Origin of the sequence: Leucobacter aridicollis (genome assembly GCF_013409595.1) — a bacterium.
In the GTDB taxonomy this organism is placed as follows: domain Bacteria; phylum Actinomycetota; class Actinomycetes; order Actinomycetales; family Microbacteriaceae; genus Leucobacter; species Leucobacter aridicollis.
Genome location: NZ_JACCBD010000001.1, coordinates 1,315,479 through 1,332,604, shown reverse-complemented (window position 1 = coordinate 1,332,604; position 17,126 = coordinate 1,315,479). Strand labels below are relative to the sequence as shown.

Below are 17,126 nucleotides of genomic sequence, written 5' to 3'. Positions count from 1 at the left end.
TGACCGCGATCGACTTCGCACTCATACTAAAGTAAATATTTACTTAGGTTTAGGAGTTTCAATGTCGCAACGCCGCGAAATCCCGCTCTCCGAGCTCCATCTCCACGCGGGCGAGGAGTTCTTCACGTCCGACTGGCTCGCAATCGACGCCGAGCATCTCTCGGCCTTCGCCACCGCGAGCTACCTGGACGCGGAACACGCAGACCTCACCGCTTCGAAGAACAACCCGCTCGGCGCGACCCTCGTCGACGGCTTCCTACTCACGAGCCTGCTCACGATGTTCCACTTCAACCACAGCCCGGTTCGTGGCGACGGCATCTACGGGTTCAACTACGGCCTCGACCGCGTGCGCTACACGCTCCCCGTCTTCATCGGGCAGAACATTCGCTGCGTCGCGACGATCGCCGAGGTGACGCCGCGCCCGGACGGCACCGTGCTCCTCACCACCGACAACATCATCGAGGTCGAGGGCGCGGAGAAACCCGCCATGGTCGCCCGATGGCTTTCGCTCTTCGCGACCCGCGAAGACGGCGCAAACGTCGAGCGTTGACCCGTGCACGCCACCGCTGCAGTGCCGCAGCCCACGAGCTACCTCGACTATCTCGACCACTACGCCCGCGCGACCCCCGACGCCGACGCCGTCTGGTTCGAGGGCGTCACCCTGAGCTACCGGGAACTCGCCGAGCAGGTCGCCGACCTCGCGTCCACGCTCGCCGCGCTGGGCGCCGCTCCCGGCGTCCGCGTGGCGACGCTCTGCACGCCGCGACCGGAGTACCTCGTGTCGCTGCTCGCGACGATGCGCACGGGCGCGATCTGGATCGGCCTCAACCCGAAGTACACGCTCTCCGAGCTGCGCCACGTCGCCACCGACGCGCGGCCCTCGGTGTTTCTCTCGCTCGACGCCGTCGATGGGCGCGAGTACGGGGCGGATATCGCCGCCCTCGCCGCCGAGGTAGGGGCGCGGGGCGCGTTCAGGATCGGCCCGCGAACCGTGGCCTCGGAGCTGCGGGTGCTGCCCGAGCCGGGCACGCCGCCGGCGAGCTTCCCCGAGCTTCGCCCCACCGACCCCGCGACGATCGTGTACACCTCGGGATCGAGCGGGTCACCGAAGGGTGCGGTGCTGTCGCACGGTGGACTCGTGTACGCGGCGCGGGTCGAGGCGGACGTGCTCGGGATCCGGGCGCCGCGCGTCCCCTGCAACCTGCCCATCAACCACGTCGCATGCCTCGCCGACCTCACCGGCACGACGCTCGCGGCCGGCGGCATGCTCGCCCTCCTGGAACAGTTCGACCCGGCGAGCCTGCTCGCGCTCGTGCCCGAGCTGGGCCTCACGAATCTCATGACAGTGCCGACGATCCTGCAGCTCATCGCGGCGCAGCCGGAGTTCGCGAGCACCGACCTCTCGACCCTGCAGCGGGTCGTCTGGGGTGGCGCTCCCCTGCCGATCGGCGTGATCCGGACCTACCGCGACCGCGGGATCCCGCTCATGACCGTCTACGGCATGACCGAGACGATCGCCTCGATCACGTTTACCCGCGACGGCGACAGCGACGAGGTGCTTGCCGAGACTGTCGGCCGGTTCGACCCCGGCATGGAGGTGCGCCTCGCGGACGAGCGCGGCCCGGTCGGCCCCGGCGTGCAGGGCGAGGTGCAGGTGCGCCACTCCGGGCTCTTTCTCGAGTACTTCGGCAACCCCGCCGGCACCGCGGCCGCGTACACGGCCGACGGCTGGTTCAAGACCGGCGACGTTGGCGTGCTCGGCGACGACGGCACGCTCCGGCTCGTCGGGCGCATGTCAGACATGATCAAGTCGGGCGGGTACAACGTCTACCCGCGCGAGATCGAGTTGCGCATCGAGGCGCACGACGACGTGGCGCTCGCGGCGGTCATCGGCAGGCCAGACGACACCTTCGGCGAGGTCGGGGTCGCGTACGTCGTTCCCGCCGCGGGGCGCGCTCCAGCCGCCGAAGCGCTCCGGGAGTACGCGCGGGAGCACCTCGCGAACTACAAGGTCCCGAAGGCGTTCGTGATCGTCGACGCTTTGCCGCTCCTCCCCGTCGGCAAGGTCGACAAGCAGCAACTGCGCCGGCTCGCCAGCACGTAATCCCACCCCACATCGACTATCGGCTCAATGGAGAGCCGGGAATTGAGGAGACATACAATGACGAATATCACCTCCACCGACACCCACATCACGGCGGGCATGCGCCAGGCACGCGTCGCGCTGTTTATCGTGTTCTTCGCGCAGGGCCTCGGATTCGGCTCGCTGTTTGCGCGGCTGCCAACCGTGAAGGCGACGTTCGAGTTCAGCGACTCGACGCTCGCGCTCATGACGCTCGCGCTGCCGCTCATGGCCGGTGCCGCGACCCTCGTCACCGGATCCCTCGTGCAGCGCATCCACAGCGACACGCTGCTGCGGTGGGCGATCGTCGCGAATCTCACGGGCCTCGTGCTCATCGGGTTCGCGAACTCGTTCGCCATGCTGATTCTCGCGTGGATCGTGATGGGCGTCGCGTTCGGTATGGTCGACGCGACGATGAACATGAAGGCCGTGGCGCTCCAGCAGCGGTACCGGCGCAGCATCGTCGTCGGCTTCTACGCGATCTACAGCGCGGCCGGCATCGTCGCGTCACTCGCGGCCGCGTTCACGGCGCAGGCGGGGCTGCCGCTCTGGGTGTTCTTCGGCGCCGAGTTCATCGTGCTCGTGCCGCTGCTGCTCTGGACCGGCCGATCCCTCGTGCACGCCCGCGTCGGGGGCGCCGGCACAGCCGACCCCGCCGCTGCCGCACGCACCGCGCCTACGCGCGTCACCGTGCCGTGGCTCCCCGTGCTCAGCATCGGCGTCGTGCTCACCTCCGCGTACTTCATCGAATCCTCGGCATCCAGCTGGGGCTCCGTCTACGTCCACGACACGCTCGCCGCGCCCGAGAGCATCGCCGCCCTCGCCTACGGCGGCTATAGCGCGGCAATGCTCATCGGCCGGTTGAGCGCAGACTGGCTGATTCGCGCGTTCGGCGCGAAGCGCGTGATCCAGGTCTGCGCGCTCATCGCGCTCGCCGGCATGCTCGCCGTCGTGTTCGCGACCGCCCCGTGGATGGCCCTCGCCGGGTTCGCGCTCGCGGGCGGCGGCCTGTGCGTCATCGCCCCGCTCGCCTTCGCGGCCGCGGGAACGATCGACGACACGGGCGTCGCAGTGGCGCGGGCGAACACGTTCACCTACGTCGGGTTCCTGCTCGGGGCCGCCCTCATCGGCCCGATCGCGGACCTCAGCTCCATGCGCATCGCGTACATGATCTCGGTCGTGCTCGCGGTCGTGATCCTCTTCCTCGCCCGCGGGCTCGCGGCGCGCATCGAGGGCGCCGAGCAGGCCGCGTAGCCTCGACCCGGCTCACAGAGAGGGCCCCAGCCGTGCGCACGGCGGGGCCCTCGGTGCGAGCTGGGCGGCCGGCGGCTACGCCGCAGGAAGCCCTGCGAGGAACTCCTTGGTCGCGGCGACGACCTCCTCACCCTTCGTGTGGTGCAGGTAGTGGTCGGCGTCGACCTCGAGCGTGACCGCGTAGTCGACGGTTGCCGCCTGCGCCTCGTGCATGTCGGTCCACGTCGGGAAGTCAGGGTTGTTCGCCTGGTACATGAGTAGCAGCGGCAGATCCTTCGGGAAGGTCTGCCCCTTCGCGGCGGCGAAGTTCTCGGCGAGGTGGTTGACCTCGTCGAGGTAGGTCGGCGCCATCGAGTTGCGCATCGCGAGCACGTCCATCCGCGTGAGGTCCTCCGCCGTGTATGCCGGGTTGCCCTCGAGCGGGTTGCCGCCGAGCTCGGTCATCACGCGGAGCAGCCCGAGCCCGCGGAGCGCCGGCGCGGCCTTGAGGATGCCCGGCACCCTGTCCATCCCTGGCTGCTCGGGCACCGACGTGTCGATGCCGACAAACGCGGTGACCTCGTCGGGATACGTGTTCGCGTATGCCAGCCCGTAGATGCCCGTGATCGAATGGCCCATGAGGATGTACTCGTCGACCTCGAAGGTCGCGACGGCCTCGTGAATCTCGGCGACGATGTTCTCCGTCGTCCTCGGCGTGTCGGCCTGGTCGCTCAGCCCGTAGCCGAACGGCTCGACCACGAGGATCCGGTACTCATCTTTCAGCCCGTTGATCACTGGCGCGAAGTCTGCGACAGGCGAGGCGGTTCCGGCCCCGGGGGTGAGCACGATGGTCTGCTCGCCGCTCCCGAACTCGGCGACGTTCATCTGCTTGCCGTCCACCTCGACGAGTTCACCGTACGGCTCAAGCTCCGCCACCTCCCGCGGGGTCTTCACCGCGTTGATGATCGAGGTGGTGGCGAGCGTCCCGCCGACGAGTCCGACGATGACGCCGAGGCTGATGAGGGTGATCTTGAGTGGTTTCTTCACGGGCTCGCTCTCGAGAAACAGGCATTACTTAGGGCCCTAAGCATCGCACGGGCGGACTGGATATTGCTGGGAGAAATCACCAATTCTCCCTGCAAACTCATAGCCGTTTCACCATTGCGAGGTCGGCGCGCGGTCGCCGGGGCTACGCTGAGGGCAGGGCGCTCGATCCTGATCTGCGGGGCGTTCGCCCGCCGCGGCCGCTGGCCCACCACCCGCGCCGACCGCCGCGCCAGGAAGGAGCACCGTGCACGATCACACCCGATGGACCGCCTCGGACGCCGCGCCGTACCTCACGACGCCGACTGCGCGGGATCACAAGTACTCCCGCGGCGTGCTCGGCGTGCGCACGGGCTCCGCGGCGTACCCGGGAGCGGCGGCCCTCGGGGTCGAGGCCGCCTGGCGGACGGGCGTCGGGCTCGTGCAGTTCGCCCCGCAGCTCGGCGAGGCCGACCCCCGCTTCGGCCTCCCGACCCCGGCCGCAGCGGTACTCGCGGCGCGGCCAGAGACCGTCGTCACGCGCGACGCCTCGCGGGCGACCGCCTGGCTCATCGGGAGCGGCACGGACCCCGCGGAGCGCGACGCCGCCGAGACCGAAGCACTCACCGACCTCTTCACCGACGCGCACCCCCTCGTGGTCGACGCGGGCGCGCTCGAACTCTGCCTCGAGCGGCGCGACGCCGCCCGCCGGACCGCGCCCGTCGCGATCACCCCACACGCCGGAGAGTTCGCCCGGCTCTGGCGCGGGCTGGGCGAGCCACAGCCCGCCGACGACGCGGAAGCCGCCGCGGCTCTCGCCGCTCGGCTCGACGTCACCGTCCTCCTGAAGGGCTCCGTCACGACCGTCGCGTCCCCGGTCGGGGGCATCATCACCGTCGGGCCCGCGACGCCGTGGCTCGCGACGGCAGGAACTGGCGACGTGCTCGCCGGGATCCTTGGGGCGCTGGCCGCGCGGCACGCGCAGGTCATCGTCGACCGCGACCGCGCAGGTGCGTTCGCCGAACTCTGCGCGACGGCGGCCATGCTCCACGACACCGCGGCCCGGCTGGCTGCGGGCGTCGGTGCTGGCGCGGCTGTGAGCGCTGGGCGCCCCATCGTGGCGGGTGACGTGGCGCGGCATGTGCCCGCCGCCGTGGAGGCGCTGGCGCGCTCGGGCGGCTAGTTCGGCCGGAGCACGCCCCGGAGCGCGGCGAGGACGGCCGCGTGCCTCAGACTCTCGGGGTCGTCGACGAACGGGCCCTGCAGCACCGACCCTACGTGCGCCGCGATGACGACGCGGGCGGCCTCGTCGATGTCTGGCTCGAGCGTCGAATCGAGAGCCTCGGCGATGCGCGCAAGGACCGGGGTGATGCCGTGCTGGAAGTCCTCGCCGTGCGCGCGCAGCACGGCCGCAACCTCGGGATCGGCACCGGCACGAAGCCCGAACAGCGCGCGGAGGGCGTACCACTGCGTGTCGGCGGGGATGACCGCCAGCAGCTCAGAGACGAACCCGTCGAGCGTGTCCGCTGGCTTCGCGCCGGGCGCAACGCGGCCTTCGAACTGACTCGCGCCGCTCAGCAGCTCCGCCGTCTTTCGCTCGTACAGGGCGAAGAACACGTCGGTCACGGTGCGGAAGTTGGAGTAGAAGGCGCCTCTCGTGAAGCCGGCACGTGAGCAGATCTCGTCGATCGTTGCCGTTGGCGCGCCGCGCTCAGCAAAGATCGCCTCGGCCGCGTCGAGCAGCGCGGCACGAGTGTGCACCCGCGCTCGGCGCCTCGCCGGGGCAGCAGCCTGCGCCGCCGGGCCCGCTGGGTGTTCTGCCGGGGCCGCTGGCTGTGCCGCCGCAGCCTTGACGTCGCCTGGGAGGTTCTCGCCGCGCACTGCCACAGGGTTCCTTCCGTCGAGTGTTCGATGCATAATGTATTCAATACACATTGCATCGAGAATGCAAGGCGTACTGATCAACGGAAATGAGGAATCACATGCAATTCACCGTTCCAGCCAATGCCCAGGAGCGACCGATCGTCGTGGTGGGTGGCGGCACCCTTGGCAGGCGTATCGCGGCCGTGTTCGCGTCGGGCGGCTCAGACGTCCGCATCGCGGAGCTGCAGGAACCGCAGCGGCAGGCCGCGCTCGACTACGTCACCGAGGCGCTCCCCGAGCTCACCGCGCGGCTCGAGAAGCAGGGCATCAGCGCGACTCCCGGCACTGTCACCACGGTTGCGACCGTCGAGGAATCGCTTCCCGGCGCGTGGCTCGTCGTTGAGGCCGTCCCCGAACGGCTCGACATCAAGCGCCCGCTCTTCGGCACCCTCGACAAGCTCGCCGACGCTGACGCGGTGCTCGCAACGAACTCCTCGTCGTACAAGTCGCGCGAGGTCATCGACGAGGTCTCGAACCCCGAGCGGGTCTTCAACATGCACTTCGCGATGCCGCCGCAGAGCATGGCGGTCGAACTTATGAGCGACGGCCAGACGAGCGAGGGGCTGCTGCCCGCGGTCGCTGAGGAGCTGAAGCGGTTCGGCCTCGCTCCGTTCATCGCGCTCGCTGAGAGCACGGGCTTCATCTTCAACCGCATCTGGGCCGCGATCAAGCGCGAGTCCCTCGCAGTGGTCGCCGACGGCGTGAGCACCCCGGAGGACGTCGACGCGATCATGCAGGCCAACATGGGCATCCACGCCGGGCCGTTCGCGCTCATGGATCAGGTGGGCCTGGACGTGGTACTCGATATCGAGGAGCACTACGCAGCAGAGAACCCGAACCTGCCCGAGGGCCCACGGACGCTGCTCCGCAGCTATGTCGACGCGGGCAAGCTCGGCCGCAAGACCGGCGAGGGCTTCTTCACCTACGACAAGTAAGCCTGGTCGCCCCGCACCCCGCACCCGGCCCCCCGAACGACCCCGCGGCGCCCCGCACCACCCTCCAAAACACATCATTCTCGCGAGAACACCCCTTATCTACCGCCAGGAAGGGGTGTTCTCGCGAGAATGGTGTGTTTGCGCGGTCCGGACCTCTGTTACGCCCGCAGCTGCCACGCCCCAGCGGCGTCTTGCTGCCGCCAGAACTCAGCGAAGCGCCCACCCGCGGCGAGCAACTCGTCGATCGTCCCGTCTTCAGCGACGACGCCACTCTCGAGAAATACGACGCGGTCGGCCGCGCGAATACTGCTCAGCCGGTGCGCAACGATGACCCGCGTGCGCGGCGCCGGGTCGCCTGCGAGCGCGCTCGCCACCGCGGCTTCGTTCTCGGTGTCGAGGGCGCTCGTCGCTTCGTCGACGAGCAACACGGGTGCGAGTTTGAGGAGCGCGCGAGCGATCGACACGCGCTGCTTCTCACCCCCAGAGAGGGAGCCGCCCGCTTCGCCAACACGACTGTCCCAACCGTCCGGCAACCGAGCGATCAGTTCGTCAACCTGCGCGAGTTGGGCGGCGAGTTCAAGCTGAGCGTCGTCGGCTGCCGGCCGACCGACAAGCACGTTGTCGCGGATACTGCCGTCAAACAGGTACGGGTGCTGGAACACGACACTCACAAGCTCTCGGCGGGCCGCGCCGGTCAACGTCGCCGCGTCAACGCCATCAACCAGTACCGCCCCGGCAGTTGGGTACTGCAGCCCCGCGAGGAGCGACAGCACGGTACTCTTCCCAGAGCCCGAGGGGCCGACGATAGCGGTTGTCGTGCCGGGTTCAAACGTGAGCGAGAGCCCGTCGAGTACCTGAGCGGACGCAGCCCCGTAGCTGAACTGGACGTCGCGCAGCTCCAAGCGCGGCCCCAGCGCCCGATCAGGCGACCGGTCATGCGACCGATCAGGCGCCCTGACACTCGCGGCCGCGCCCCCGCCCGCCTGCGCCTTGCGCCCCGCCGGAACCGCGGGCGCGTCAAGTACTTCTCGAATATCCCGGAGCACCCCGAGCGCAGACTCCACCCCAGGCGAGAGTTCGGCAAGCACGGTAAACGGCTCGAGGTAGCGCACGACAACAACGATGAGCGCCACGGCCGCCGGCGCGGCGAGCGCACCCGAGGTGGTGAGTACCACGATCGTCCCGGCGAGCAGCACCAGCGCGACCTGGCTCGCGAGCCCGAAGATCAGCTGCCCTGGGACCTGCAGCAGGAGCAGCCGCACGCTCGCGCCATGCTGCGCGGCGAGCGCCGCACCCACGTGGCTTCCCTCAACGCCGACGCGGCGTGAGGCGCGCAGCGCCTGCTGCGTTCGCGCGAACTCAACGATACGTTCGGTGAGCGCGCTGTTGCTCGCTGCCGCGGCCCGGTCGGCACGGTGGCTCACCCGCCCCGCCAGCCAGAAGGCGCCGAGGAGCACGGGAACGCCCGCGAGCGCCGCGACCCCGAGCGGCCACGCGATGGGCAGGAGTGCCAGCCCGATGGCGATGGGCAGCAAGACCGCGCCAACGATTGGCGCGACGAGGTAGATGATGAGGCCGACGAGGTCGGGCCCCGTCGCCGCGACGGCCTGGCGAGCCGTGGCGGTGTGCCCGGACGTGAACCAGGTGAGCCGAATGTCGGCGAGGCGGTCTGCCACCGCGCGCTGCCCCGACTCGAGCAACCCAAAGCCGATATCGAACCCGAGACGGACCGTCACCGAGTCGACGGCCCAGCCCGCCGCGGTCGCGAGCGTGAGCCACGCGACCCACGGCCACGCGCCGGCCGGGTCGTCGCTGAACAGGGCGCTGACGAGCGGCACGAGCAGCACCACTCCCGCGGCCCGCAGCAGCACGCCGAGCGTTGTGAGGGCGAGGTGCCCGGCGAGGCGTGGCCCGCTGCCCGCCGGGAGCAGGGCCAGTAGTGTTCGGATCATCGCGTCCCCTCCGTAGTCTCGAGCGCGCGCCCGGCACCACCAGCACCGGCCTGCCAGAGCTGCCAGTATCTGCCCGCTCGTTCGAGCAGTTCGTCGTGCGTGCCTGCCTCGCTCACGCGACCGCCGTCGAGCACAACGATGCGATCCGCGCCCGCGATCGTGTGGAGGCGGTGGGCGATGACAAGCACCGTGCGCCCCGCTGTCAACTGGTTCAGCGCCCGCTGAACGAGGTACTCGGACTCGGGGTCGGCGTACGCGGTCGCCTCGTCAAGCACGAGCACGGGGGTGTCGGCAAGGATGGCGCGGGCGATCGTGAGCCGCTGCCGCTCCCCGCCGGAGAGCGCAGCGTCGGCGCCGAGCACGGTGCTGTACCCCTCGGGCATCTGCATGATGCGGTCGTGGATGTGCGCCGCCCGCGCCGCGGCCTCGATTGCGGCGTCGCTCGCCGCCGGAACGGCGAGGGCGATGTTCTCCCGCACCGTGCCGTGGACGAGCTGCGCATCTTGGAACACGAATCCCACGCTCGCGTACAGCTCGTCCGCGCTGAGATCGCGGACGTCGCGCCCACCGACGCGGATCGCACCGTGGCCGACATCATGGAACCTCGCGAGCAGGGCCGCAAGCGTTGACTTTCCCGAGCCTGACGGCCCGACGAGGGCGGTTACCGTTCCGGGGGCGAGCTCAAGGTGAATGTCTTCGAGCACCGGTACCCCCTCACGGTAGGCGAAGCCGACGTCGTCGAACTCGACGTGGCCGGCGGGCACGGCCGCGGCAGCAGAGCCGCCACTGACCTCGAGTTCGGCCTCGTCGAGGGCAATCTGGATTCGCCGCGCTGCGAGCAGGCCACCCTGCAGCCCGGACAGGCCGTACCCGATTCCGAGCAGACGGGCGCCGAATGTCGTGCCGAGCAACAGGAACGGGAGCAGCGCGAGCGGGTCCATCGACCCGGTCGCGATGAACAGTGTTCCCGCGGCGCTGATGAGCAGGAGGAATGTTGCCGGCCTCGTTGCGAGGTCAATGAACGCTTTCTGGCCTGAGAGGGGCCGCTGCCACGAGTCGAGGAACCCAACGTATTCGGCGAGCTTGCCGCGGAACGACGAGGCGGCCGCTCCCCCAAACACGCGCACGACTGGCTGCCCTTCGAGATACGCCCCCGCCTCCACGTTCATCCGCTCGGCCCAGCGTGATGCCTCCTGGGTGCGCGGGCCCGACTGGATGAGCATGATCGACATGCCAACGACGTATGCCAGTACTGGAATGAGCAGGAGCAGTGCGATGCGCCAGTCGGTGACGAACATGTAGGCCAGCACCGCGACCGGAGCGACAACCGCGTTCACCGCGTCGGGCACGGCGTGGGTCACGAGGTAGTGCAGCGCGAGCGTGTCGTCTTGCACGAGCTGCTTGACCTGCCCCGATCCGCGAGCAGCGAACCAGCCGAGCGGGAGCCGCGACAGCTTCTGCAGCAGGCGCTGCCTGAGCTCACGCGCGAACATCGCGTCGACCCAGTGAAGCCAGACGAGCATCGCGGCCGCGAGCACGACACCCGCGCCCATGAGCCCGAGCGCCCAGAGCCCCACCCGCCAGTAGCTGTCGGGCGTCGCTCCCGTGAGGAGCAGCCGCGCAAGTTCGACGAGCAGCACGAAGGGCGCAAGCTGCACGAGCGTGAGAAGCGCCTGTGCGATGCCGGCGAGCATCATTGTCGGCTTCAGTGGCGCGAGAAGCCGGCTCCCCGCCTGAGATCGCCAGGCGCCGCGGGATGAGGATCCTGACCCGCTGCCCACCGCTCCCACGGAAGCGGATGCCACCTGCTCACCGGGGGCACCCGTCGCGCCGGGGGCTGCGTCCGCGGCGGGAACCGAAGCCGCGGCGACGGCAGCGGCCGCCGCCAACTCCTGCTCGGCAACGGCGGCCGAAACGGCCTTGGAACGGTTCTTCCCAAATGCGCGGCCAAAGTACCAGTACGCCTGCGCGTGGACCTCTGATTTTGGGAAGCCGAAGTCGTCGCGGAGGCGAACGCGCAGCTGCTTCAGCGACCCCGACTCTGGCGCGGCCCACGCGTACCAGTCAGACCAGTCGCGGTCGGCAATCGCAGCGGCGAGGGAGCCCTCCCCCACGCGCGGCACCCAGTGCACCGCGAGTCGCGGGTGCGACGAGAGCGGAATGAGCCTGTCGTCTGCGTGGTGTTCTTCGAGGTACAGCTCGACCGGTACGCTCGCCGGCACCTGAGCGATGATCGAATTGATCGCGGGCAGGGAAGCCGAATCGCCGACGAGCAGATACCCGGCTGGCAGTTCGTCCGCGAGCTCAAACCGAGTTGACCCGAGTGAGTTCGCCTCGACTGTCCAGCCCGGTTCGGCCGCCTTCGCCCAGGCTGAAGCGGGGCCGGCCGGCTCGTGCAGCACGACGTCGACGGCGAAGGTGCCCGACTGGGCGTCTGCCTGGGTGACTGTGTAGGCGCGCTGGAACTCCGCATCACCGCCGTTTGGGTCCGGGAACCAGAAGCGCAGGTAGGACGTCGAGCCTGGGCTCATCTCGGCGAGGAGCGATGGCGCCGACATCCAGATGCGCCTGAAGGTTGGCGTGATCGCTTCGGTCGCCGTCACCGTCACCTCGTGGTCGCGCGCCCCATACGCGCGAGTCATGGCCCCCGTGAATCCACGCTTTGCCATCGCTGTTCCTTTCCCGCAGCGTGGCGCGCGCCTCGCCTCGGCCCGGCGAAGCGGGTGGAAGCGCGGCCGTCGTGTCAGCTGAGGCGCGACCGAGCGCGTGCCTCGCGATCACACACCACGAATTACTAAGGCAAGCCTAACTATCATCTGCTGAAGTAACAATAGTGAAATCGGTCCCCCGGCAACTCGTCACGCAGCCCAGGCGCGGCCCCGCGCCGCTAGAGTGATCACGGGCCCGCACCGACGCGCGCCCCGTTCCGTCGCCACCGTCGCCGACCCAGGAGCCACCATGCCAACCACCCCGCCGCTCTCCGAACGCCTGACCAGGGGCGCGATCCGCACGCTTGGCAACCTCCCGCAGTGGGCTCAGCGCCTCATCGCCGGGACACCCGTCGAGGCCGACGGGCAACGGCTCGCCACCGAGGTGCAGATGGCCCTCCGGCTCCTCAACGCGTTGCCGGGCAACGATTTCACACAGCTTCCTCTCCCGGAGGCGCGCGCCCAGATCGACGCCGAGGCCCGCATCTTCGGCGGTACCCACGACGTCGCCGAGGTCGAGGACATCGCCATCCCGACACGGCACGGCAGCGTTCGGGCTCGCCGATACGCGCATGCCCAGGGCGCCCGGGGGCGCGGCACGGTGCTGTACTTCCACGGCGGCGGCTGGGTGGTGGGCAGCCTCGAATCCGCTGACTCGGCGTGCCGGTTCATCGCGGCCGAAAGCGGGCTCGAGGTGATCGCCGTCGACTACCGGCTCGCCCCTGAGCACCCGTTTCCCGCGGGACTCGAAGACGCGATCGACGCGTACCGCTGGGCGCGGGCCGAGCGGCCCGGTGCGCGCATCGCGGTCGCAGGCGACAGCGCTGGCGGCAACCTCAGCGCGACGGTCTGCATCGCCACTCGCGACGACGCGACCGGGCCGCCCGACTTCCAGCTGCTGTTCTTTCCTGTCACCGACCTGTCGACGAAGCACCGGTCGTACGAGCTGTTCGGTGAGGGGTACTTCCTCACCGAGGCGCACATGGACTGGTACCGAGACCACTACCTGCCGACCCCGGATGCCGCCCTCGATCCGCTCGTGTCGCCGCTCCTCGCGGACGCCGCCGCACTCACCGGGCTCCCGCCAGTGCACGTCGCCGTGTCGGGGTTCGACGTGCTCCGCGACGAGGGGCTCGCCTACGCGGAGCGCCTGCGAGAGGCCGGGGTCCCGGTGACCGTGCAGCTTGTCGAGGGCCACATTCACGCGTTCGTGAACGCGACCGGTGTCGGCAAGCTCAGCTCGCGGGCGCTGGCCGAGTCAGTCGCGGCGCTCACCCGCGGTCTCGCGCGCTGACGATCGGCTCGCCCAGGTTGATCACCTGGTGCGGCTGCCAGATCTCGGGGCGCCGGTGAGTGACGACCAGCAGCGTCTTCTCGCGGCGCACGATCTCCTCTGCGATCATCTGCTCGGTGGGTTCGTCGAGCGCTGACGTCGCCTCGTCGAGGACGAGCACGGGCGCCACGCTCACCAGGGCTCGCGCGATTGCGACGCGCTGACGCTCGCCGCCCGAGAGGCGCTGGCCGTGACTGCCGACGTCTTGCCCGAGGCCCCGGGGGTCGCGCTCAAGCACGTCCCCAAGGCGGGCGGCGAGCGCCGCCTCACGCAGCTCCTCGTCTGACGCCGATGGCCGGCCGATGCGCAGGTTCTCCGCGAGCGTTCCGGTGAAGACGACAGGCTCCTGGGGGACATAGGCGATTTGCTTCGCCAGTTCCCCCTGGGGAAGCGTGCGCACGTGCACGCCGCCGAGCAGCACCTCCCCCTGCTCCGCGTCGTCAAACCTGAGTACCAGGCCGAGGAGCGTACTCTTCCCCGACCCGCTGGGGCCAACGATGAGCGCCCGCTCGCCACTGGGCACCCTGAAGGAGATATCGGCGAGGGCGGGGGCGTGGCTCACGCGCCGCACTTCAACGCTGCCTGGCACGGGCGTGGCGCTCGCGGGTTCGCCCGCGTACACGGGAAGGGCGGGGGCGCCGACAACCTGCCGGTAGGCCTCTGTGTGAGCACGCACCTCAGCGAGCGCAATGCCGACGAGCGCGAGGTCATCGATGGGCGCGCTGGCGCGCCCGACGAGCACGATCAGGGCGAGCGCGAGCGCCGGATGTTCAAACCCCCCAGTCACCCCGAGCGCGACGAGCACTCCGGCGATGGGCAGCACGCTCGCGAGCTGCGAGATCAGCGTCGCCGGGGCCGCCGCGCGATTCGTTTTCGACAGTGCAGCCTCACCTGCACGCCAGGCCTGCGCGGCTCGCTCAAGGGCCCGCGCGCGCCCGGCCGCCGTTCGGAGCAGCTCGAGGCGTTCCACGAGTTCAAGCGTCGCAGCGGTCGCCTGCCCTTCGGCCGCGTGACGGCTCGCGTCTGCAGCGGCGAGGAAGCGCTGGGCGACGAGCTGTGCGACCAGCGCGGCTGAGAGCAACAGCAGCGCGAGGCCTGCCATCGCGGTACCGCCCACGATCGCGACCGCGACGACCAGGGCGACGGGAACGAGCAGCGAGAGCACGAGCGTCTGCAGCAGGTGAGCAGGCACCCCCATGAACGTGGGAACGCTACGACCAGCGGCCGTCGTTACGACCGCTCGGTTAGCCGCAGTGAACCATGAGAGCTTGGCGCGGGCAAGAGCACGCCCCATCTCGCCATAGAGGTCGCCCGCGAGCCTGGCGCCCGAGAGGTACCCCGCTCGCGACACCACGACCGTCGTGACCATCGCGACCGCGGCGAGGGCGATCACTGGGAACACAGGGAGGCTGTCTCGGATCGCGAGAGCGAGCGCGAGGTAGGCCGCGGCCTCGGCAAGGGCGACGCCCGCCCAGCCGAGGGCCACGCCGCGCACCCGACGTCGCGCGGCCGGTGGCATTCCCGCCACAAAACCGGCCCGCCCGCCCGGTGCGTCGCCCCGAAGGGCCTCGTTCCCGCTCATGCTGCTTCACCTTCCGTGTGGTGCTCGTCTGCGCCTGGGCCCGGCGAAATGTCGATAAGGTTGTCGCTCTGCCGAGCCAGGCTGGGGTCGTGCGTGACGACGATGACCGTTCGCCCGCCGTCGTGCGCGAGCCGCAGCAGCTCGGCCCAGATCTTGTCGGCGACGCGCGAATCGAGCGCGCTCGTCGGTTCGTCGAGCAGGATCACGCGCGCCTCAGTGAGAAACGCGCGCGCCAGCGCCAAACGCTGCCGCTCGCCGCCGGAGAGCAGCGTCGCGTCGCGGTCGAGGCCGACCTCGAGGTTGGCTCGTTCAAGGGCGGCCCGGCACGCTTCGTCTCGCGCGTCTGGCGCTGAGAGCAGCAGGTTGTCGCGCACCGAGGCGGCGAGCGCGGCAACGCCCTGCGGGACCAGGAGGACCGCGCCCAGTCGCCCGGCCTCACTCAGCTGCCCCACGGGCGTGCCTGCGATCGCTGCCTCGCCTGGCGCCACCGGCTGCAACCCGGCGAACACGCGCAGCACGGTGGTCTTCCCCGCACCGCTTGGCCCCGTGATGGCAGTCAGCGCACGGGCGGGGGCGCGCAGTGAGAGCTCGGAGAGGACGGTGTGGCCCGAAGCTCGAACCGTCACCCCCTGCAGCGTGGCATCGGCCGGCCCGGTGGTGGCGTCCACCGTGCCGGAGGGCAGCGCGGGCTCGGCGAGCAGCGCGCCCAGCCGCGCCCCAGCGGCTCGCCCCGCCGTCACAAAGTCCAGGCCGTGACCGAGGCGCAGCGCCGGCGTGACGAGGGCGAGGCTCAGCAACAGGATCGCCGCGAGCGTCGCGGTGTCGCTCGCGACGCCGACCGCGTAGGCGATCGCGAGGCTCGCTGGTGCCTGCAAGAGCGCAACCGCGATCGCCGCGGGAGTCGCGACGCGCCGCACCCAGGCCACCATGCCTGCGGTGAATCTGGCGGTCGATCCGGCATACGTCGCGAGCGCGCCCGAGGCATCCCCAAAGCTCCGGAAGACGTGGATACCACGCGCGTAGTCGTCAACCGCCGAGGCGATCTCGCCCATCACACGGCCGCGTTCGGCCCCATGTTGTGCCGACAGGCGGGGCAACACCGCGAGGTACACGACAGCTGCAAGCGCCCCGGGCGCGAGCGCGAGCAGCGCCGTGGGACCCGCGAGGTGGATGAGCAACGCTACGGCAGCAACCGGCACCGTCACGAGTGTCGCGAGCTCACCGGGAAGGTGGGCAACCATGTGGTGTAGCGCGGCGACGTCGTCAGCCACGAGCCTGCGCAGCGCGTCGGGTGGGTACTCGCTCAGTCTGTCAGCTGGGAGCCTGAGCATCCGGCCGGCGACTTCTCGGCGCAATCGCGCCTCGAAGCGAGCCTCGGCCGAGTGCGCGAGCCACGATGCGACCGCGGCCAGTACCGCCGCAGCGACCCACGCCGCGCACACCCTGGCAACGCCCGACGCCGCCGGTGCTGCAAGGAGCTGCACGATGCCCCACGTCGCGGCGAGTGCCGCGAGGCCAGCCAGCGTCGCTGCGAATACCGCGAGCGCGAGCACGGGGAGTGAGGGGCGGAGCGCTGGGAGAAGTGCCGGATGAACGAGAGGATGCCTGGTTGCCACGCCTCGAAGTATACGCGTATAGTTAGGCGAACCTAACCTTCATAGGATGAACATGACGACTTTAACTCTCGAACGCATCGTTGACGAAGCGATGGCGATTCTCGCGACCGACGGCGAGGCTGGGCTCGCTATGCGCCAGCTCGCCACCCGGCTCGACGTCACCCCCATGGCGCTCTACCGTTATGTGCGCGATCGCGACGCGCTCCTCGTCGAGCTCGTTGAGCGCGTCTCAGCGGATATCACCCTTCCCGAGCGCGCCGGAACCGCGCGGGAGCACGCGGTGAACCTAGCTCTCACCCTCCACGACTTCTTGCGAGAACATCCCTGGATGATCCGTCTGATCACAACGGGGAGGCTCGCAAGTCCGGCCGGATTGCAATTCTCGGAGGGCTTCCTCACCTGCGCCACCGAGTCCGGCCTCGACCGCACTAGCGCATTCGTGTTCTACCGCTCCATGTTCGCGACGATCCTCGGTCAGGCGACAATCACGCACGCGAAGTCGCAGCACGCGACGACCGGACTTCCCGAGCGGGCAACCGTCGCGGCGCCCCCACTGGTCTCGGACCTCATGGACGACTGGGCCGCGCTCGATGCCGCTGCGACGCCGGAGGCGGTCTTCCGCGCGGTCGCCGCGATACTCCCGCTCACCTAGACGTTTCCTCTCACCACCACACACCTACACCAGTTAGGAAGGCACAC

The 17,126-nt window shown here is 69.8% G+C and carries 13 protein-coding genes; 7 read left to right on the top strand and 6 right to left on the bottom strand.

Features of this window, described 5'->3' with window-relative positions; all coding sequences use genetic code 11:
* Positions 1 to 61 precede the first annotated feature (61 nt).
* The 3 genes from BJ960_RS06120 to BJ960_RS06110 are packed head-to-tail and all read left to right on the top strand — an operon-like array spanning position 62 to position 3,376.
* On the top strand, positions 62 to 550 hold the full coding sequence (locus BJ960_RS06120) for a MaoC/PaaZ C-terminal domain-containing protein (protein WP_185986635.1): 489 nt from the start codon (positions 62 to 64) through the stop codon (positions 548 to 550).
* A 3-nt stretch (positions 551 to 553) separates the two neighbouring features.
* Positions 554 to 2,104, top strand: coding sequence for a class I adenylate-forming enzyme family protein (locus tag BJ960_RS06115; RefSeq protein ID WP_185986634.1), 1,551 nt, complete (start codon positions 554 to 556; stop codon positions 2,102 to 2,104).
* 57 nt (positions 2,105 to 2,161) lie between these two features.
* Positions 2,162 to 3,376, top strand: coding sequence for an MFS transporter (locus BJ960_RS06110; RefSeq protein ID WP_185986633.1), 1,215 nt, complete (start codon positions 2,162 to 2,164; stop codon positions 3,374 to 3,376).
* 75 nt (positions 3,377 to 3,451) lie between these two features.
* Here BJ960_RS06110 and BJ960_RS06105 read toward each other — a convergent pair whose 3' ends face one another.
* Positions 3,452 to 4,402: an alpha/beta fold hydrolase gene (locus tag BJ960_RS06105; protein ID WP_307814683.1), complete on the bottom strand. Its 951-nt coding sequence runs from the start codon at positions 4,400 to 4,402 to the stop codon at positions 3,452 to 3,454.
* 244 nt (positions 4,403 to 4,646) lie between these two features.
* Between BJ960_RS06105 and BJ960_RS06100 the strand changes: the two genes are divergently transcribed.
* Positions 4,647 to 5,561, top strand: coding sequence for an ADP-dependent NAD(P)H-hydrate dehydratase (locus tag BJ960_RS06100; RefSeq protein ID WP_185986632.1), 915 nt, complete (start codon positions 4,647 to 4,649; stop codon positions 5,559 to 5,561).
* On the opposite strand, the gene BJ960_RS06095 is transcribed toward BJ960_RS06100, so the two are convergent.
* Entirely contained in the window at positions 5,558 to 6,259 is a 702-nt protein-coding gene (locus BJ960_RS06095; RefSeq protein WP_185986631.1) for a TetR/AcrR family transcriptional regulator, read from the bottom strand. The genes BJ960_RS06100 and BJ960_RS06095 overlap by 4 nt on opposite strands.
* A 101-nt stretch (positions 6,260 to 6,360) precedes the next feature.
* On the opposite strand from BJ960_RS06095, the gene BJ960_RS06090 reads away from it, so the two are divergent.
* Positions 6,361 to 7,236 (top strand): 3-hydroxyacyl-CoA dehydrogenase family protein, encoded by an 876-nt coding sequence (locus BJ960_RS06090; RefSeq protein WP_185986630.1) that lies wholly within the window; start codon positions 6,361 to 6,363, stop codon positions 7,234 to 7,236.
* Between the two features lie 158 nt (positions 7,237 to 7,394).
* Here the strand turns inward: BJ960_RS06090 and BJ960_RS06085 are convergent, their stop codons facing one another.
* Together BJ960_RS06085 and BJ960_RS06080 are read right to left on the bottom strand one after the other, a co-directional pair.
* A complete protein-coding gene (locus tag BJ960_RS06085; RefSeq protein WP_185986629.1) occupies positions 7,395 to 9,188 on the bottom strand; it encodes an ABC transporter ATP-binding protein in 1,794 nt (597 codons plus the stop codon).
* Positions 9,185 to 11,857 (bottom strand): ABC transporter ATP-binding protein/permease, encoded by a 2,673-nt coding sequence (locus BJ960_RS06080; RefSeq protein ID WP_237463646.1) that lies wholly within the window; start codon positions 11,855 to 11,857, stop codon positions 9,185 to 9,187. Before BJ960_RS06080 ends, BJ960_RS06085 begins: the two co-directional genes overlap by 4 nt.
* Positions 11,858 to 12,146: 289 nt before the next feature.
* Here BJ960_RS06080 and BJ960_RS06075 point away from each other — a divergent pair, with 289 nt between their 5' ends.
* Positions 12,147 to 13,190 (top strand): alpha/beta hydrolase, encoded by a 1,044-nt coding sequence (locus BJ960_RS06075; protein WP_185986628.1) that lies wholly within the window; start codon positions 12,147 to 12,149, stop codon positions 13,188 to 13,190.
* Here BJ960_RS06075 and BJ960_RS06070 read toward each other — a convergent pair.
* Positions 13,168 to 14,811 (bottom strand): ATP-binding cassette domain-containing protein, encoded by a 1,644-nt coding sequence (locus BJ960_RS06070; protein ID WP_237463645.1) that lies wholly within the window; start codon positions 14,809 to 14,811, stop codon positions 13,168 to 13,170. The genes BJ960_RS06075 and BJ960_RS06070 overlap by 23 nt on opposite strands.
* Positions 14,808 to 16,427 carry an ATP-binding cassette domain-containing protein gene (locus BJ960_RS17165; RefSeq protein WP_185986627.1) on the bottom strand — a complete coding sequence of 540 codons (1,620 nt, stop codon included), beginning with the start codon at positions 16,425 to 16,427 and terminating at the stop codon, positions 14,808 to 14,810. The genes BJ960_RS06070 and BJ960_RS17165 overlap by 4 nt, the downstream gene beginning before the upstream one ends.
* A gap of 52 nt (positions 16,428 to 16,479) precedes the next feature.
* On the opposite strand from BJ960_RS17165, the gene BJ960_RS06060 reads away from it, so the two are divergent.
* Positions 16,480 to 17,079, top strand: a complete 600-nt coding sequence (locus BJ960_RS06060; protein WP_121077167.1) for a TetR/AcrR family transcriptional regulator — start codon at positions 16,480 to 16,482, stop codon at positions 17,077 to 17,079.
* The last annotated feature ends 47 nt before the right edge of the window (positions 17,080 to 17,126 follow it).

Coding starts and splice junctions, on each gene's coding strand:
- BJ960_RS06090 (WP_185986630.1), top strand. CDS start 6,361: ATGCAATTCACCGTTCCAGCCAATGCCCAGGAGCGACCGATCGTCGTG.
- BJ960_RS06070 (WP_237463645.1), bottom strand. CDS start 14,811: ATGAGCGGGAACGAGGCCCTTCGGGGCGACGCACCGGGCGGGCGGGCC.
- BJ960_RS06060 (WP_121077167.1), top strand. CDS start 16,480: ATGACGACTTTAACTCTCGAACGCATCGTTGACGAAGCGATGGCGATT.
- BJ960_RS06080 (WP_237463646.1), bottom strand. CDS start 11,857: ATGGCAAAGCGTGGATTCACGGGGGCCATGACTCGCGCGTATGGGGCG.
- BJ960_RS06120 (WP_185986635.1), top strand. CDS start 62: ATGTCGCAACGCCGCGAAATCCCGCTCTCCGAGCTCCATCTCCACGCG.
- BJ960_RS06085 (WP_185986629.1), bottom strand. CDS start 9,188: ATGATCCGAACACTACTGGCCCTGCTCCCGGCGGGCAGCGGGCCACGC.
- BJ960_RS06075 (WP_185986628.1), top strand. CDS start 12,147: ATGCCAACCACCCCGCCGCTCTCCGAACGCCTGACCAGGGGCGCGATC.
- BJ960_RS06110 (WP_185986633.1), top strand. CDS start 2,162: ATGACGAATATCACCTCCACCGACACCCACATCACGGCGGGCATGCGC.